Origin of the sequence: Spirillospora sp. NPDC046719 (assembly GCF_040645715.1) — a bacterium.
In the GTDB taxonomy this organism is placed as follows: domain Bacteria; phylum Actinomycetota; class Actinomycetes; order Streptosporangiales; family Streptosporangiaceae; genus Spirillospora.
In genome coordinates, this window is sequence record NZ_JBEYYT010000180.1 from 1 (window position 1) to 17635 (window position 17635).

Here is a 17635-nt window from a genome sequence, read left to right on the forward strand (position 1 = left end):
GCGCCTTCGTGACGGCGGCCCGCCGCCGGTCGGCGTGAGGGGCCGGGGGCTGGTTGGATCGGGGGCAGCCTCGTGAGTGGAGGAGCGTTGATGTCCCATCCGACCTTGGAAGACGTCGCCGCGCGGGCGGGGGTGTCCCGGGCGCTGGTGTCGCTGGTGATGCGCGGCTCGCCCAAGGTCGGCAAGGAGCGCCGCGAGGCCGTGCTGAAGGCGGCGGACGAGCTGGGCTACCGGCCGAACGTGATGGCGCGCGGCCTGGCCGCCGGGCGCACCGGGATGGCCGGGGTGCTGGCCGCCGACCTGCACGATCCGTCGTTCGCGTCCGTCCACGACGGGCTCGCGGACGAGGCGGCGCGGCGGGGCGTCCGGCTGCTGCTGGCGAGCGGCGGCGGGCGTCCGGCGCGCGAGCGGGCCGCGCTCGGCGAGCTGCTCGACCTGCGGCTGGACGGGCTGGTCCTCGCGAGCCCGAGGATCGCGGCGGCCGAGATCGAGCGGGCCGCCGCCGGATGTCCGGTGGCGGTGGCGGGGCGCCCGCTGCGGTCGGCCGGCGTCGACTGCGTGACGGGGGACGACGCGGCGGCCGTGCGGCTCGCCGTGACGCGCCTGGCGGAGCTCGGGCACCGCCGCATCGCCTGCCTGAACGTCGGCCGCTCGCGCCTGGAGAAGGCGTTCGAGGCCGCCGTGGGCGAGGCCGGGCTCACCGCCGTCGGGGATCTCCGGTGGCGCTCGCCCGGGGCGCCGACGGCCGTCCTCGCGCTCGGCGATGTCACCGGGACGGCCGCGCTGAACAGCCTCTACCGTGCCGGGCTGGACGTGCCGGGGGAGGTGTCGCTGATCGTGCACGGCGACGCCCCGGGCGCGGCCGCCGCTGGCGTGACCACGGTCGCGGCCCCGGCCGCCGAGCTGGGGCGGCTGGCCATGGCCGCGCTGCTCGACCGGATCGACGGCGGCGTCAGTGGTGGCGGTGGCGGCGCGGCGGGGGAGGGACGGCGCGTCACCGTCCCTCCCGTCCTGACCGAACGTGCCACGACCGGGGCGCTCACACCATGACGCGCAGCCCCGGCACGGCGAGCGAGATCGGCCCGGCGTAGACCTTCCGGGCGTCGCGCAGCGCGTCGAGCGGGTCGGCCCACGGCCGCAGGTGCGTGAGGACGAGATGCCCCGCGCCCGCCTCCCGCGCCAGCCCGGCCGCCTGGACGGGCGTCAGGTGCGTCTCGGAGGCGCCGGGCGTCCGCACCGACGCCGCCGCCTCGCAGAGCAGCACGTCCGTGCCCCGCGCGAGGTCGAGCAGTTCGTCGCACTCGCCGGAGTCGCCCGAGTAGGTGAGGCTCGCCCCGCCCGCCGAGCCCCCGCCTCCCGAGCCCCCGCCCGCCGAGCCCCCGCCCGCCGAGCCCCCGCCCGCCGACGCGCCGCCCGTCGACACCCGCACCGCGACGCCCGGCACCGAGTGGACGACGGGCGCCGTCACGACGGTGAGCGGCCCGAACGGGCGCGGCTCGGCGGGCGGGGTGCGCCAGTCGAGCGCCCCCGCGTACGCGGGCGGCGCCGCCGGGTTCACCACGTGCGCCGCCGTCCCGGCGGGCGCGGTGACGGGCAGCCGCTTCGCCCCGCCGCGCCGGTCCCGCAGGTAGGCGAGCGGGATCAGGTCCGAGTAGTGGTCGCGGTGCGGATGGCTGATCACGACGGCGTCGACGGCGCACGGGTCGGTGTAGCGCTGCAGCGGGCCGAGCGCCCCGGTGCCGAGGTCCAGCAGCAGCCGGTACCCCGCGTGCTCCAGCAGGTAGCAGGAGCACGCGGCGTCCGGCCCCGGGACGGTGCCCGCGCAGCCGACGACGGTCAGGATCACGGCATGACCCGGGCGACCAGGTCGGCGACGGCGCCCGCCGCGCAGTCGGCGACCACGACGTCCGCGGCGGCGCGGACGCCGGGATCGCCGTCGCCCACGGCCGCGCCGAGCCCGGCGGCCTGGATCATGTCCAGGTCGTTGGGGTTGTCGCCGATGGCCGCGATCCGGTCCATCGGCACGCCGCGCAGCGCCGCCAGCTCGCGCAGCGCGGTGCCCTTGGTCGCGCCCGCCGGCAGCACCTCCAGGTACGTCGCCTCCGACCGGACGAGGGTGACGCCGGTCCCGGGGTCGGCGGCGAACCCGGCGAGGGCCGTCTCCGCCGCGCCGACCAGGCCGGGCCGGTCGCAGATCAGCATCACCTTGATGATCTCGTCGAAGGGCAGCTCGCCCCACGAGCCGACCCGCGCGAGGGTGATGCGGTCGCGGCGCGCGTACTCGGCCAGCGCCGCGGACGGCGCGGCGTCGGCGGAGCGGACGTGGGCGCGGCCGCCGCTGAACGCGACCGGCCACACCCCGTCCGGCATCTCGTCGAACAGCAGGGTCAGCCGCGCCCACGCCGCCGCGCTCAGGCACCGCCGGTACAGCACCGCGCCCGTGCTCAGGTCCACGATCCGCGCGCCGTTGTAGAGGATCGCCGGGGTCGCGAGGCCCAGCTCCCGGTAGTACGGCAGCGCGGACTCCTCGCTGCGCCCCGTCGCGACGACCACGCTGCCGCCCGCGCCGGTGAAGCGGCGCAGCGCGGCCAGGTTCGCCTCGACGATCCGCAGGTCGCGGCCGACGAGCGTGCCGTCCAGGTCCGTGACGATCCACTCGGCGGTCCGCACGCCGGTGGCGCTCACGGGCGGCCCGCCGGGGCGAGGCCGGCGATCTCCGACAGCACGGACCCGGCGAGGTCGAACCCGCCGACGCACGCGACGTAGCCGGGCGCGTCCCAGTCGTCCCCGCCCGGCTCCCCGCCGAGCGGCAGGTACGTCCCGCCGGCCCGGCGGACCAGCAGCAGCCCGGCCGACACGTCCCACGCGTTGACGGACGTGCCGTACGCCGCGTCCGACCAGCCCGCCGCGACGTGCGCGAGGCACAGCGCCGCGCTGCCCGGCCGCCGGACGGTGGCGAACGACTCGATGAGCCTCGCGTAGTTGCGCAGCGCCGCGTCGCCCGCCCGCTTCAGCTCGCGGGCGTTCGGGTAGCCGGTGACGATCACGCCGGTCCGGTCCTCGGCCGCGCCGGCGGAGCGGATCGGCTCGCCGTTGCAGGTCGCGCCGTCGAGCGAGGCGGTGAACATGTCGTCGCGGACCGGGTCGTACACGACGCCGGCGACGACCTCGCCGCCCGCGACCGCCGCGATCGAGGTGCAGAAGAACGGCAGGCCGGCGGCGAAGTTCGCGGTCCCGTCGATCGGGTCGACGTACCAGCGGACCGCGCCGGCGGGCGAGCCCTCGCCGTCGCCGCGCGTGCCGCCCTCCTCGCCGACGACGACGCTGCCGGGCGTGTGCTCGGCGAGCACCTCGCGGATCGTCTCCTCGGCGGCCCGGTCGTGCTCGGTGACCGGGTCGTGGAAGTCGCGCTTGACCGCGACCTCCGGACGCGAGCGGAACGCGCCGCGCAGCCGGTCGCCGGTCGCGCGCGCCGCGATCTCGGCGATCCGCGCCAGCTCCCTCGACTCGGGCACGCCGATGCTCTTGCTGTTCATGCGTCTCCTTCGGCAGCGGTGGTGAGCAGGTCCAGCAGCCCGTGGCCGTCATCCACGACGGCGTCGGGCCGGTAGCGGACCTCGTACGGGACGTCGTAGGTGCCCTTGGCGACCATCAGCACGTTGCCGCCGACGCCGGCGCGGTGCCCGCACACCACGTCCCGGTCGAAGTTGTCGCCGACGTACCAGGCGTCCTCGGGCTCGACGCCGAGCGCGCGCGTGGCGATCCAGATCATCTCCGGGTTGGGCTTCCGGACGCCGGCCTCGTCGCTGTAGACCTCGATGGCCAGCTTCCCGGCGAGGCCCGTCGCCTCGGTGTAGTCGCGGTGCACGGCCCCGGAGAGGGCGTTGCTGACGATCCCGCAGGGGACGCCGAGCGCGGCGGCGCCGTCCAGCAGCTCGGGGATGCCGGGGCGGGTGCGGCGGTCCTGCCGCAGCTCTCCCATCCGCTTGCACAGCGGGGTCGCGTGCGCGACGACGAGCTGCCGCGCGGCGGCCGGCCAGTCCGCGGCGACGTAGTCGCCCCAGAACCCGGTGTGGGTCATCTCCGCCGGCGCGTAGGGCCGCGACATCGCGTCCTTCCAGCACTTGTCGGCGGCGGCGCCCGCCTTGATGTCGGTCTCGACGGCGGCGGCGTCGAGGTCGTGGCAGCCGGCGCGGGACAGCAGCGCGTGCACCTCCTTGGCGAGCGCCGCCGACCAGCCGGGCCTGCGGGACGTCTCGACGAGCACGCCGCCGAAGTCCAGCAGCAGCGCCCGCGGCCGGCGCATCGCCCGCCCGGAGAGCCGGTGCGGCCTCTCGCCCGCGCCGTTCGTGCCGTTCGTGCCGTTCACGGGGCCGGTGGTCACGTTCTCGTCGCTCACTTGGCGCCCTCGCGGACCGGGGTGACGGCCTCGTCCCAGGCGGCCGACCGGACGCCGTCCTCGCCGAACAGGTGCAGGTGCTCGGGACGCGCCCAGCAGCGCAGCGCGTCGCCCGGCCCCGCGCCCGGGTCCTCGTGCGTGATCGCGAACATCCGGGTGTCGTGCACGCGCAGCTCGACCGTCCAGCTCGGGCCGGTCGGCAGGACGGTCTCGACGACGGCGTCCTCCGACCAGGCGGTGTCCGGCACGGCGCCGCCCCGCGGGGCGAGCCGCAGCGCCTCGGGACGGACGCCGAAGCAGCCGACCGCGCCGAAGTCGCCGCGCTTCTCCGCGAACCGCTGGAGCGACGAGGCGAGCCCCGCCTGCTCGGCGGGCACCATGTTCATCGGCGGGCTGCCGACGAACTCGGCGACGAACCGGTTCGCGGGCCGCTCGTACATCTCCATCGGCGGCGCGACCTGCTGGAGCTCGCCGCCGCACATGACGGCGATGTGGGTGGCCATCGTCATGGCCTCCATCTGGTCGTGGGTGACGAACACGACGGTCGCGCCGGTCTCGTCGTGGATGCGCTTCAGCTCGGTGCGCATCTCCAGGCGGAGCCGCGCGTCCAGGTTCGACAGCGGCTCGTCCAGCAGCAGGACGTCGGGGTCGACCGCGAGCATCCGGGCGAGCGCGACGCGCTGCTGCTGCCCGCCGGACAGCTGCGACGGGTAGCGGTCCGCGCATTCGGCCACCTGGACCTTCTCCAGCGCCTCCATCGCGCGGGCCTTGCGCCGCTCCGCCGGGACCTTGCGCATCCGCAGCCCGAACTCGGTGTTCCCGCGCACGGTCAGGTGCGGCCAGAGGGCGTAGTTCTGGAAGACGAGCCCCATGTCGCGCTTCTCCGGCGGGACGTAGACGCCGCGCTCCACCGAGTCGAGCACCCGGTCGCCGACGGTGATCTCACCGCGGGTCGGCTGCTCCAGCCCGGCGATCATGCGCAGCGTGGTCGTCTTCCCGCAGCCGGACGGCCCGAGCAGGCAGGTGAACGAGCCGTCGGGGATGGTGAGGTCGAGGTCCTTCACCGCCGCGTGACCGCTGACGTAGTTCTTGACCACTCCGCTGAGCGTGATGGTCGGCATTGATCAACCTCCGATGCCCGAGGCCAGGCTGCTCTTGGTGAGCCGCTGGGCCAGGTAGGTCATGGTGAACGAGACCAGCGCGATGACGAGCACGACGCCGTTGGCGAGCTGGGTGTAGCCGTAGTCGACGAGCCCGATCGACAGCGTGGTCAGCAGCTGGGTGCCCGAGGTGGTCAGCATGATCACGATGCTGAGCTCCTTCAGGCCGGAGATGAACGGCAGCACCACGCCGGTGACGAGGGCGCCGCGCTGGATCGGGATGATGATCCGCAGCATCCGGGTCGGCCACCGCGCGCCGCTGATCTGCGCGGCCTCCTCCGGTTCCCGGCCGAGCTGCATCATCGCCGCGATCCCCGACCGGGACGAGTACGGCAGGTGCGTGATGACCAGGACGACGACGAGCAGCGTGATCGTCCCGTACAGGGCGGGGACCGGCCCGCGCCGCACCGCGAACAGCGACAGGCAGGCGGCGGCGAACGCGATGCCGGGCACGAGGTAGGGCAGGAACGACACCTGCCGCAGGAACGTCGCGACCCGGCTGCCGTCGCCGCGCACGACCACGTACCCGATGAGCAGGCCGAGCAGGCCGCAGACCAGGGACGCCAGGCCGACGATGCGGAGGCTGTTCCAGGCGGCCTCCCACAGTTCGGTGCCGCGCAGCACCCCGTGCGGGAACCCGACCGCGCCGGGGATGTCGCTGCCGAACCAGTACTTGAGCGTGAAGTTGTCCGCGCTGAACACGCCGGGCGTCTTGGTGACCGTGGACAGCAGCAGCGTCAGCACCGGGATGACGACGCTCGCGGCGAAGACCGCCATGCCGAGGGAGAAGGCGGGCCAGCGCCAGGCGCGCAGGTCGCTGCGCCGGTCCATGGCGCCCTTGCCGCCTACGGTGACGAACCGGCGCTGCTCGCGGACGAGCCGGGTGTCGACGAGCACGACCAGCACGCCGACCAGGACGATGACGCCCGCGAGCGTCGACGCGACGCCGGTGCTGCGGTCGCGGATCGCGTGGTAGAGGCTCGTCGACAGCACGTTGTAGTCGCTGGGCAGCCCGAGGATGTACGGGGTGCCGAACGTGCCGAGGACGCGGCCGAGCACCAGCAGCACCGCCGACGACAGCGCCGGCATCATCAGCGGCAGCGTGACGCGGCGCAGGACCGTCCGGCCGCCGGCGCCGAGGATCCGCGCCGAGTCCTCCAGCTGCGAGTCGATGCGGCGCAGCGCGTTCCCGAACAGCAGCAGGACGAACGGGTAGTAGTGCAGTCCCAGCGTCACGATGATCGGCAGCGGCCCGTAGGCGAGCCAGCCGGGGGTGTGGATGCCGGCGCCCTGCAGGTAGCCGACCTGCCCGCCGGACCGCTCGTTCTTGAACAGCGTCAGCCACGCGAGCGCGAACGTCCAGGACGGCAGCATGTACGGCACGACGAGCGCGGCGGCCAGGAACTTGCGGCCCGGCACGTTCGTGCGCGTCACCAGCCACGCCATGGAGCCGCCGACGACGAGCGCGAACACGATGACGCCGACGGCGACGAACAGCGTGTGCCACAGCGGTTCCCAGAACAGCAGCTTGCTGACGGGCGAGCGGAACACCCGCCACAGGTAGTAGCTCGTCCAGGAGCCGGGGGCCTGGCCGGAGCGGGCCTCGTCCCCGTACTGGACGCGGCCCGCGTCGGAGATCACCGACACCAGCGGCGCGATGACCAGGTACAGCAGGACGAGGGTCATCACCATGCCGAGCAGGACGGTGGGATCGCGCAGCAGTACGCGGGCCCGGTACAGCACGCGCCGGCCACGTGACGCCGGCGGTGCGGAGGCGGCGACCGCCATGGAAGGTTCCTCCGGGGTGAGAGGGGAGCGGGGGGGCGCCCCGGCCGGCCCCCCCGCAGGGGCGAAGTGGGGGGGTTGTGCCCCGAAGAAGGGTTGTTGGCGGCGGGGGCCGCCGTGGGGGGGGGGGGGGGCGGGGGGCCGGGGCGGGGGGGGGGGCGGCGCCCCCCCGCTGGTCGGGTACCCGGGGGGTGGGGGGGCCGGGGGGGCCCGCCCCGCCCCCCCCCCGGACGGGGGATCAGTGGTGGTTGAGACGCCAGAAGTCCTTGATGTCCTGGCGGGCGCGGAAGTCGGCGATGAGCTGGCTCGACGAGAACCGGTAGAGCTGGCCGTTCCAGTCGGTCAGCCCGGGCGGGTTGTTCTTGCTGACGCCGACCGCGTCGTTACCGGACACCCCGCCCGCGTGGGCCTCCAGGTCGAAGCCCTCCTTCTCCATGGCGAAGTGGACGAACAGCTTGGCGGCGTTCGGGTGCTTGGAGCCGGTGGCGATGGTGGCGAACTTCGGGTAGGCGAAGCCGGCCCACGGGTTCAGGCCCTCGCAGACCTTCATCTGGTAGCCCTTCTCCTCCACGTCGCGGAACTTCGCGATGGAGAACAGGCCGATGCGCTGCTCGGTCTGGTTGGGGGCGGCGACGCCGGAGGCGACGTCCTCGTCCTCGGTGGTGAGCACCGGCGAGTTCTGCGCGAACCGCTTCACCCACTCGTGCGCCGGATCGTCCTCGGTCAGCTTGAGCTGGCCCTTGCCGAGCTGCGCGTAGGCGGCGGTGAGCTTGTCGCCGCCCTGCTTGGCCATCTGCGTGAACCACTGGGTGAAGACCTCCTTGCCCAGCGGGTCCTGCAGCATCACCTTGCCCTTCCACTTGGGGTCGGTGAGGTCCCAGATGTTCTTCACCGGGCAGCCCTGCGGGCTGAGCTTGGTGTTGTAGACGAACACGTACGCCTTGGAGATCATCATCAGCGGGTTGCGGTTGGCCTCGCCGATGTGCGGCGCGAGGTCCGGCGGGATCCACGTCTGGACGATCTTCTGCGGGAGGAGCTGGCCGACGAGCATCGGGCCGTCCTCGAACAGGTTCACGTCGATCGTGACGTTCTTCGCCTGCGCCTCGCGGGTCATCTTCTCGGCGGTGTCGGCGGCCTTGGACTTCACGCCCTCGGCCTTGATGCCGTACTTCTTGGTGAACGCCTCCGCCATGTCCTTGACGTCGCCGCTGCCGTCGTAGGCGAGCACGCTGCCCTCCTTCTTGGCGGCGGCGACGAGGTCGTCCAGATCGAACGACGCGGCGTCCTGCACGGTCACCGACGGCAGCGGCGTCCCCTCCTCGCCGGCCTGGCCGCTGGTCGAGGGCGCGCAGGCGCCGAGCAGCGCGGTGGCGACGGCGGCGGCCGCCGCGGCACCGGCCCGGGCGCGGCGCCCGGTGGGAATGGTGCGGATCATGTGGGTTCTCTCCTCGTGTGCATCCGCGGGCCCCCGACCTGCGGCTCTCATGCGGGTGACAGCGGGGTCAGTGCCGTTCGAGGGGGGACGACCCCCCACGCCCCCCGATCGGCTGCGTCGGCATCAGTGACTGCGTTTCAACATCGCGTCGGACAGGGCGTCCGCCGCCTCGCCGAGGCGGCGGCCGACCGCGTCGAGCCGGGCGAGCAGCTCCCGGCCGCGCAGGACGTCGGTGCCGAGCGGTCCGGCGAACAGGCGGGCCAGCTCGGCCTGCCGGGTCTCCCGGACGCGGTTGCGGGCCTTGCGCGCGCCCAGCGCCGCGAGGGTGACGGCGGCGGGCTCGGCGAGGACCTTCCGGACGGCGCCGTCGAGGGCGGTCAGCCCGTCGAGGACGGCGTCCAGCGGTGCGAGGGTGAAGTCGAGGTCCGGCGGGCCGAACAGGTCGGCCTCCCGGACGAAGTCGCGGAGGTTGTCCAGGACGTCGTCGACGGACCGGGACAGCCGGTAGAGGTCCTCCCGGTCGATGGGGGTGGCGAGGACGCCGCGCAGCATCGCGGCGAGCGCGGCGCGCTCGGCGTCGCCGGCGTGCTCGATCTCGGCCATCCGGGCGCGGGCGTCGGCGGGCGGGGTCCGCCCGGCGGCCATGGCGCGGGCCAGCTCGGCGCCGTCGCGGACGGCGCGGATCTGCCGGCCGACCTGGTCGATCACCCGCGTCCCGGAGCGGCCGCGCAGGTCGTCCCAGACGAGCCGGAAGCGGCGCGCGGGCCGCACCGCGGCGCTCACAGCGCCCTCGCGGCGAGGCCGCCGGCGGCGCCGGCGGCGAACGCCAGCGGCAGCGTGAACAGCCAGGCCGCGCCGATGCCGAGGACGTTCTGCCAGCGCACCCGGGACGCGCCCTCGCTGGCGGCGACGCCGACGACCCCGGCGGTCACCGACTGGGTCATGCTGACCGGCGCGCCGGCGAGCGAGCTGGCCGTCACCGACGCCGCGGCCGCCGCCTCGGTGGACACGACGTGCAGCGGGCGGGCGAGGACGAGGCCGCGGCCGAGCCGCTCCCCGACGCGGTGCACGGCGCTGAGCGCGCCGGCGCAGAACACGACGGCGATCAGCAGCAGCATCAGCGGGGCGGGCTGGACGGGACCGACGGCGCCGAGCCGCCGGGTCGTCACGACCTGGCGGGCGACGCTGACGACGGCGAGCATCTTCTGCCCGTCGTTGGCGGCGTAGGCGGCGCACTGCGCGCCGTAGGCGAGGACGTGGGCGGTGCGGACGGCCCGCGGCATGCCGGTGAAGGACGGGACGCGCCGCGACGCGAGCCCGAGGCCGTAGCCGACGGCGGTCCCGACGAGCGGCGCCGCCGCCCCGATGAGCAGGACGGTGGCGAGGCCGTCCCACGACACGCGCAGGCCCATGCCGAGGCAGGCGCCGCCGATGCCGCCGAGGATCGCGAGGGTCAGGCTGGTCGGCAGCCCCTTGCGGGACAGGAGCCCGACGACGCCGAGCGCTACGGTCACGCCGAGCAGGAACGCGACCGCGCCGTGGGGGGCGCCGAGGTCGGCGAGCCGCTCGGTGAAGGTCCGCGCGACGGCGGTGCCGACGAGCTGCGGGACGAGCACCAGCGGCAGCAGGACGAGCAGCATCAGCAGCGGCGCGGGCGAGCGGGGGTAGCGGCCGCTCAGCCCGAGCAGCGCGCCGCCGTCGTTGACGCCGGTCACCCAGACGAAGGCGAGGGCGACGGCGCCGAACGCGATGGCCCAGATCATCGCAGCTCCGCGGTCCGGACGCGGCGTTCCTCGTGCAGCGACACCGTGGCGGCCTCGGCGATGAGCAGCGCCTCCAGGGCCTCGTCGACGGTGCACGGGCTGTCCGCGTGGCCCCGCGCCATGTCTAGGAACGTTCCAATCTCGCTCGCGTAGGCGGGCTCGAACCGGTCCCAGAAGTTGGTCCACGCGTCCCCGGACGGCCAGTCGACGCCCGGCTCGGCCGACCGCAGCGCGGCCCGCTCGTCCAGCCCGACCACCCACGTCCCGGCGGTGCCGGACAGCTCCATCCGGACGTCGTAGCCCGCGCCGTTGTAGCGGGAGCCCTGCATCGTCGCGATCGTCCCGTCGTCCAGCACCAGGACGGCGGCGCTGGTGTCGACGTCCCGGGCGTCCGCGAAGTAGCCGTCGCCGCGGTTGGCGCCGACCGCCGTCACCGACTCGACCTCGCGGCCGGTGACCCAGCGCAGGATGTCGAAGTCGTGGATGTGGCAGTCCCGGAAGATGCCGCCGGACGTGCGGACGTACTCGGCGGGCGGCGGCGCCGGGTCGGCGGTGACGAGGTGCACGCGGTGCAGGTCGCCGAGCCGGCCGTCCAGCACCGCCTGGCGGGCGGCGGCGTACCCGGCGTCGAAGCGGCGCTGGAAGCCGATGTGCACCGGCACCCCGGTCTTGGCGACGCGGTCGCGCACCTCCAGGGTGGTGCGCAGGTCGGGGGCGACGGGCTTCTCGCAGAACGCCGGCACGCCGGCCTCGCAGGCCCGGACGAGCAGGTCGGCGTGGGTCGAGGTGGGCGTCGCGATGAGCACCGCGTCCGGGCGGGCGGCGAGCACCGCGCCGGGGTCGGCGGCGCGGGCGCCGAGCGGGCCGGCGAGGGCCTCGGCCCGGCGCGGGTCGGCGTCGCCGATCACCAGCTCCGCGACCGCCGGATGACCGCTCAGGAACCGGGCGTGCCACGCCCCGATCCGTCCCGCGCCCAACAGTCCGACCCGCATGGTGTGCCTCCAATGGCCCGGTCGAGGGGATGACGCGTCATCCGGAGTTCAGAGAGTGTTCACCCTCTGTTCACCTTCTCGTCATCTGTGTGGCTTGGGGCACATTTGTATCCGCAGGCGGGGAGTCAGTCAATACTTTGTTCTTACATATGGACGTACTGACGTGACGTCATGGACGCGGCGCGGGCCGTTCGCCGAGGCCGCGGGCGGCGCCCCGGCCGGGCCGCCACCGGGATCTTGACTGCGGTTGCGGAGCGGGTTACCGTCCGCGACGGGTTCACACGCCGACCCAGGCGGTGCGGAGGCCACGCGATGAGGCATGCGATCCGGCCGGCCGGCGGAGACGCGAGGGGCATCGTCCCACCTGCGCGTCCTCCGGCAACAGACGGGGAACGGCTTCAGCGCGTCCGCGGCGCTCCCGCGCCGAGCAGGGAGAGCGTGCTGGCCGACGTGCGCGCCCATCTGGCCGGGGGCGGCGGCGCGCTGCTCGTCGGCCCCACCGGGATCGGCAAGTCCACGCTCGTGTCCACCCTCGCCGACGAGTACGCCGCGGCCGGGCACCGGGTCTTCGCGTGCTGCCCCGCCGAGACCGAGCGCCACCTGCCGTTCCTCGGCCTCATCGACCTGGTCGCGCAGGGCGCCGACGAGGTCGTCGACCGGCTGCCCGAGCCGGAGCGGCGCGCCCTGCGGTCCGCGCTGCTGCTGCACGACGTCCCGATCGGCGAGCGCGACCTGCTGAGCCTGCGGCTCGGCGTGCTGCACACGCTGCGGATGCTCTGCGCCGACCGGCCCGGGCTCGTCCTCGTCGACGACGCGCAGTGGCTGGACCAGCCGACCGGCGAGCTGCTCGCGTTCGTCGCCCGGCGGGCCGGGCGGCTGGCGCCGCCGCTGCGGATGGTCGCCTCCGTCCGGGCGTCGTTCGGCGACCCGCGGCGGTCCGGCGGGCAGTGGCGGGACGCGGCCGGGCTGTGCCCGAAGCCGGTGCTGACGGTGAAGGTGCCGCCGATGTCGGCGGCGGAGCTGGCGGCGCTGCTGGCGGACCGGTTCGGCCGGTACTGGCCACGGTCGCAGGTGGCCCGCATCCACCGGGTGAGCGGCGGCAACCCGTTCTTTGCCGTGGAGCTGGCGCGCAGCGCGGTGGAGAGCGGCGCGCTGGAGGACGGCGGCCCGCCGTCCGGCGCCCTGCCGATCCCGCAGAGCCTGTCGGTGCTGATCCAGAAGCGGGTGGGCGCGCTGCCCCGCGCCACCCGCGAGACGCTGCTGATGGCGAGCGCGGCGAGCCGCCCGTCGGTCGAGCTGCTGCGCCGGGCCGGCGGCGCGGACCTCGCAGAGGCCGAGCGGCAGGGCATCGTGGACGTGGACGCCGGCGGCCAGATCCGGTTCACCCATCCGCTGCTGTCCGCAGTCATCTACGCCGAGGCGGAGGCCGGCGACCGGAAGGCGGTGCACGCGTCGCTGGCGCAGGCCGTCCGCGACCCGGTGGAACGGGCCCTGCACATGGCGAAGCTGACATCGGGGAGGGATCGGCGCATCGCCGGGACGCTGGAGGACGCCGCCGCCGTGGCGCGCCGCCGCGGCGGCCTGTCGACGGCGGCGCACCTCGGCGAGCTGGCCGCCGACCACACCCCCGAGTCCGAGCGGGACGCCGAGGTCGGCCGGCGGCTGCGCGCGGCGGAGGACGCCGTCGCGGCGGGCGACTACCCGCTGGCGCGGCGGCTGGCGCACCTGGTGCTGGAGGCGTCCGCGCTGCCCCGCGACCGGGTGCGCGCCTGGATGGTCGTGATGGACTCCTCCGGCCAGGCGCTGGCCGAGGTGGAGGAGGTGTTCCCGCGCGCGATGGAGGACGCGCGGGGCGAGCCGGAGCTGCTCGCGCCGCTGCACTACCGGCTGAGCTGGCGGGCCTGGATGGTGCTGGGCTCGGCGGAGGCGGCGCTCCAGCACGCGCGCCGCTCCGCCGAGCTGGCCGCCGTCGCGGGGGACCGGGCGACGGAGCTGCTCGCGCTGACCAAGCAGGCGAACATCGAGTTCTTCCTCGGCCGCCCGGAGGGCGAGCGGACGCTGCGCCGGGCGCTCGCCGACCCGCAGGAGCCGCAGGTCATGTGGCACCACAACGGGCCCATCTACCTCAAGCACCGGCACCACCTGCTGCACGACCGGCTGCAGGAGGCCCGCAACGAGCTGCGCACGCTGATCTACGGCGTCCGCCAGCGCGGCGTCGTCGAGAGCCTGTGCCTGAGCCAGTTCTGCATGAGCCAGGTGGAGATCCACCGGGGCCGCTGCCGGCAGGCGCTGAGCCTCGCCCGGCAGAGCCTGGACCTCGCGGAGGACTCCGGGCTGAGCCAGGGGCCGTCCTGGTACGCGCTGGCGCTCGCGGAGGCGGCGGGCGGCGACCTCGAACGGGCGCTGACGGCGGCGGAGCAGGCGCTCCAGCACAGCGAGAGCGACGGCGACCTGCTGTTCCTGCCGCGCGCGCTGCACGCCGAGGCCCAGGTGCGGCTGCGGCTCGGCGACGCCGCCGCCGCGGTGCGGATCCTGGAGCGGGTCCGGCTGATGGAGACGTCGCAGGGGCTCGGGGACCCGGCGGTCCGCCGCTGGCACGCCGACCTCGCCGACGCCCTCGTCGCCGTCGGCCGCACGAAGGACGCGGCGGACGTGCTGTCCGAGGCGAGGGCGCAGGCGACGCGGCTCGGGCGGCGCAGCGTCCTGGCGGTGCTGGAGCGCTCGTCCGCGCTGGTCCGCGCGGCGGAGGGCGACCGCGACGGCGCGCTGGACGGGCTCGTCCGCGCGGTCGAGCTGTCGCAGGCGCTCCCGTACCGGCTGGAGGAGGGACGTGCCTGGCTGGAGCTGGGCGCGTTCCGCGCGCACACGGGAGACGCGGAGGCGGGACGCGCCGACCTGCTGCGCGCCCGGACCATCTTCGCCCGTGCGCAGGCCCGGCCCTGGCTGGAGCGCGTCCAGGACGAGCTGCGGGACATCGAGCACGGCAGGCACCGGCACGGCGACCCCGCGCAGGCCGGTCCCGGCAACGGCGCCCGCGGCGGGCCGGAGCGCGGCGGGCTCGGGCACGGCGCCGGCGAGGCCGGCGGCCGGGGCGCGGGCCCCCACCCGCTGGACGTCCTCACCGACATCGAGCGCGAGGTGGCCGTCCTGGTCGCCGAGGGCGCGACCAACCGGGAGATCGCGTCCCGGCTCTTCCTCAGTGTGAAGACCGTCGAGGCGGCCCTCACCCGGACGTTCCGCAAGCTGGGCGTCCGCTCCCGGGTGGACGTCGCGCGGGTCGCGGTGTCGGGCCGCTGACCTGCGCTTTCGCTGAGCTCATGGGGTTCGCCGGAAGGGCGTGCCCGCAGGCATAGGGATATCCCTACGCCTTCGCCGTGAGGCTTCTGCAAACGCTCACGTGTCCACAGACTCGCGCTTGTCCGTGATGCCCGACTTGAACCGAATCACACAGTGTCGGAAGCGCACAGAAGGGAGCGGATGCCGCGGCCTCCGGACGCGTCCCCCCCCGTCACCACGGGATTACCCGCTTCAGTGGTGAAAGGACAACCACCCCCATGTCCCAACGGACAATCGCGATCGCCTCATCGGCGGCCGCGCTGATCGCCCTCACCGGCGTCGCGGTCGCACCGCAGGCCGCGGCGACCCCGCGGCCGACCCCCAAGGCCAAGACCCAGCCCGCCGGCCCGGACGCCTTCTCCAAGGCCGACTTCACGCTGAACCCCGCACCGTCCACGCGCGACAAGGCCGTCAAGAACGCGCGGAAGGCCCTCGACGCCCACGGCGCGCGCGCCCACCGCGCGAGCGGCCAGGCGTTCAAGGTCCGCACCGTCGCCGTCAGCCGCGACGGCGCCGCCGACGTCCGCTTCGACCGGACCTACAAGGGGCTCCCCGTCTACGGCGGCGACCTCATCGTCCACCTCAAGCCCAACGGCTCCTACCGGACGCTGGAGACCGCGTCCGCCACCTCCGGTGCCATCGGCACCACGCCCGCCATCAGCTCCCAGAACGCCGCCGCGCTCGCCCGGCAGCAGCTCAAGGGCACCGTCTCGGCGGTCTCGGCGCCCAAGCTGGCGATCAAGATGGACGGCCGGTCGGCCACGCTGGTCTGGGAGACCGTCGTGTCCGGCGTCAAGGCCGACCAGACGCCGAGCCGGCTGCACGTCATGGTCGACGCCCGCAAGGGCCGCGTCGTCCAGAGCAGCGACCAGATCGACACCATCGCTCCCGCCGGCGTCCGCGCCGCCGCCCCCGCCGCCCCCGCGGCCCCGCGGACGGCGCTGACCACCGGCTCCGGCCACGGCATCTACGTCGGGACGGTCAACATCGACCTGACGCAGTCCGGCAGCACGTGGACGATGAAGGACCCGTCCCACGGCAACGGCTACACCACCAACCTCAACCACGCCACGTCCGGCACCGGCACCACCTTCAGCAACACCACCGGCACGTTCGGCAACGGCTCCAACAGCGACCCCGCCTCCGCCGGCGTCGACGCCCACTACGGCGCCGCGATGACCTACGACTACTACAAGAACGTCCAGGGCCGCAGCGGCATCTTCGGCGACGGCCGCGGCGTCCCGTCCCGCACCCACTACGGCAACGCCTACGTCAACGCGTTCTGGGACGGCACCCAGATGACCTACGGCGACGGCCAGAGCAACGCCCGGCCGCTCGTCGAGCTCGACGTCGCCGGCCATGAGATGAGCCACGGCGTCAGCGGCGCCCTCACCGGCTGGGAGGAGAACGGCGAGACCGGTGGGATGAACGAGGGCACCAGCGACATCTTCGGGACGATGGTGGAGTTCTACGCCAACAACCCGGTCGACACGCCCGACTACACCATGGGCGAGCTGATCAACATCAACGGCGACAACCAGCCGCTGCGCTGGATGTACAACCCGTCGCTCGACGGCAACTCGCCCAACTGCTACAGCAGCAACAACGGCAGCCTGGACCCGCACTACTCGCTCGGCCCGCTCACCCACTGGTTCTTCCTCGCCGCCGTCGGCAGCGGGGACCACGGCTACGGCAACAGCCCGACCTGCAACAGCTCCACGGTCACGGGCATCGGCAACGACAAGGCCGCCAAGATCTGGTACAAGGCCCTGGCGTCCTACGCCAACAGCAACGAGAACTACGCGCAGGCCCGCACCGACTCGCTGAAGGCCGCGGCCGACCTGTACGGCACCCACTGCACCGAGTACAACACCGTCAACGCCGCGTGGGCGGCGGTCAGCGTCACCGGCAGCGACCCCGTCCCGGGCACCTGCCCCGGGCAGGGCGGCGGCCCCACGGTCACCAGCCCCGGCGACCAGACCAGCACCGTCGGCCAGGCCGTGAGCGTGCAGATCAAGGCCAGTGACCCCAACGGGCAGGCACTGACCTACAGCGCGACCGGGCTCCCGGCCGGGCTGACGATCAACGCGAGCACCGGCGTGATCTCCGGCACCCCGACCACCGCGGGCACCAGCACCGTCACGGTCACCGCCAAGAACACCTCCGGCCAGACCGGCACGGCCACCTTCACCTGGACGGTCAACCCGGTCGGCGGCGGCACCTGCTCCTCGCCCGGCAACAAGGTGTCCAACGGCGGGTTCGAGAGCGGCACCTCGCCGTGGACGACCACGTCCGGGGTCGTCTCGGCCAACGGCAGCGGTGAGACCGCCCACTCCGGCACCCACTTCGCCTGGCTCGACGGCTACGGGCAGTCCCACACGGACTCGGCCACGCAGTCGGTGACGATCCCGGCGAACTGCAAGGCCACCCTCACCTACTACCTGCACGTCGACACCGACGAGTCGCCCGGCACGGCCTACGACAAGCTCACCGTCAAGGCCAACGGCACGACCGTCGCGTCCTACTCCAACCTCGACGCCAACTCGGGCTACGCGCAGAAGAGCATCGACCTGTCCGCCTACGCGGGCCAGACCGTCACGCTCTCCTTCTCCGGCACGGAGGACGCCTACCTCCAGACGAGCTTCGTCCTTGACGACGTGGCCCTGAACGCCGGCTGACGCCCCCTCCCTCACCCCGCTCTGTCGCCGGCCCCCACCGCTGGGGGGCCGGCGACAGTCATGAGCAAGGAGATTCCATGAACAGCA

13 protein-coding genes are annotated in these 17635 nt (G+C 74.3%); 3 read left to right on the top strand and 10 right to left on the bottom strand.

What is annotated here, in order from left to right; all coding sequences use genetic code 11:
• Window positions 1-90 precede the first annotated feature (90 nt).
• Window positions 91-1050 carry a LacI family DNA-binding transcriptional regulator gene (locus tag ABZ914_RS27485; protein WP_500196739.1) on the top strand — a complete coding sequence of 320 codons (960 nt, stop codon included), beginning with the start codon at window positions 91-93 and terminating at the stop codon, window positions 1048-1050.
• Here the strand turns inward: ABZ914_RS27485 and ABZ914_RS27490 are convergent.
• The 10 genes from ABZ914_RS27490 to ABZ914_RS27535 all read right to left on the bottom strand — a co-directional run bounded on the left by ABZ914_RS27490 (window position 1040) and on the right by ABZ914_RS27535 (window position 11534).
• Window positions 1040-1846 (bottom strand): MBL fold metallo-hydrolase, encoded by an 807-nt coding sequence (locus ABZ914_RS27490; protein WP_500196740.1) that lies wholly within the window; start codon window positions 1844-1846, stop codon window positions 1040-1042. The two genes, ABZ914_RS27485 and ABZ914_RS27490, sit on opposite strands and share 11 nt — an antisense overlap.
• Window positions 1843-2685, bottom strand: a complete 843-nt coding sequence (locus ABZ914_RS27495) for a Cof-type HAD-IIB family hydrolase (RefSeq protein ID WP_500196741.1) — start codon at window positions 2683-2685, stop codon at window positions 1843-1845. The genes ABZ914_RS27490 and ABZ914_RS27495 overlap by 4 nt, the downstream gene beginning before the upstream one ends.
• A complete protein-coding gene (locus ABZ914_RS27500) occupies window positions 2682-3536 on the bottom strand; it encodes an inositol monophosphatase family protein (protein WP_500196742.1) in 855 nt (284 codons plus the stop codon). Before ABZ914_RS27500 ends, ABZ914_RS27495 begins: the two co-directional genes overlap by 4 nt.
• Window positions 3533-4399: an HAD family hydrolase gene (locus tag ABZ914_RS27505; RefSeq protein WP_500196743.1), complete on the bottom strand. Its 867-nt coding sequence runs from the start codon at window positions 4397-4399 to the stop codon at window positions 3533-3535. Before ABZ914_RS27505 ends, ABZ914_RS27500 begins: the two co-directional genes overlap by 4 nt.
• A complete protein-coding gene (locus ABZ914_RS27510) occupies window positions 4396-5520 on the bottom strand; it encodes an ABC transporter ATP-binding protein (protein WP_500196744.1) in 1125 nt (374 codons plus the stop codon). Before ABZ914_RS27510 ends, ABZ914_RS27505 begins: the two co-directional genes overlap by 4 nt.
• A 3-nt stretch (window positions 5521-5523) precedes the next feature.
• Window positions 5524-7347 carry an ABC transporter permease gene (locus ABZ914_RS27515; protein ID WP_500196745.1) on the bottom strand — a complete coding sequence of 608 codons (1824 nt, stop codon included), beginning with the start codon at window positions 7345-7347 and terminating at the stop codon, window positions 5524-5526.
• Window positions 7348-7582: 235 nt separating this feature from the next.
• Window positions 7583-8779, bottom strand: coding sequence for an ABC transporter substrate-binding protein (locus ABZ914_RS27520; protein WP_500196746.1), 1197 nt, complete (start codon window positions 8777-8779; stop codon window positions 7583-7585).
• Window positions 8780-8902: 123 nt separating this feature from the next.
• Complete coding sequence (locus tag ABZ914_RS27525) at window positions 8903-9562, bottom strand: DUF47 domain-containing protein (RefSeq protein WP_500196747.1); 660 nt, start codon at window positions 9560-9562, stop codon at window positions 8903-8905.
• A complete protein-coding gene (locus ABZ914_RS27530) occupies window positions 9559-10542 on the bottom strand; it encodes an inorganic phosphate transporter (protein ID WP_500196748.1) in 984 nt (327 codons plus the stop codon). The genes ABZ914_RS27525 and ABZ914_RS27530 overlap by 4 nt, the downstream gene beginning before the upstream one ends.
• Complete coding sequence (locus ABZ914_RS27535) at window positions 10539-11534, bottom strand: Gfo/Idh/MocA family protein (protein WP_500196749.1); 996 nt, start codon at window positions 11532-11534, stop codon at window positions 10539-10541. The genes ABZ914_RS27530 and ABZ914_RS27535 overlap by 4 nt, the downstream gene beginning before the upstream one ends.
• 438 nt (window positions 11535-11972) lie before the next feature.
• Here ABZ914_RS27535 and ABZ914_RS27540 point away from each other — a divergent pair, with 438 nt between their 5' ends.
• Both ABZ914_RS27540 and ABZ914_RS27545 read left to right on the top strand, forming a co-directional pair.
• The gene (locus ABZ914_RS27540; RefSeq protein WP_500196750.1) at window positions 11973-14831 is read left to right on the top strand and encodes an AAA family ATPase; all 2859 of its coding nucleotides are present in this window, start codon (window positions 11973-11975) and stop codon (window positions 14829-14831) included.
• 257 nt (window positions 14832-15088) lie between these two features.
• The gene (locus ABZ914_RS27545) at window positions 15089-17548 is read left to right on the top strand and encodes a M4 family metallopeptidase (protein WP_500196751.1); all 2460 of its coding nucleotides are present in this window, start codon (window positions 15089-15091) and stop codon (window positions 17546-17548) included.
• The last annotated feature ends 87 nt before the right edge of the window (window positions 17549-17635 follow it).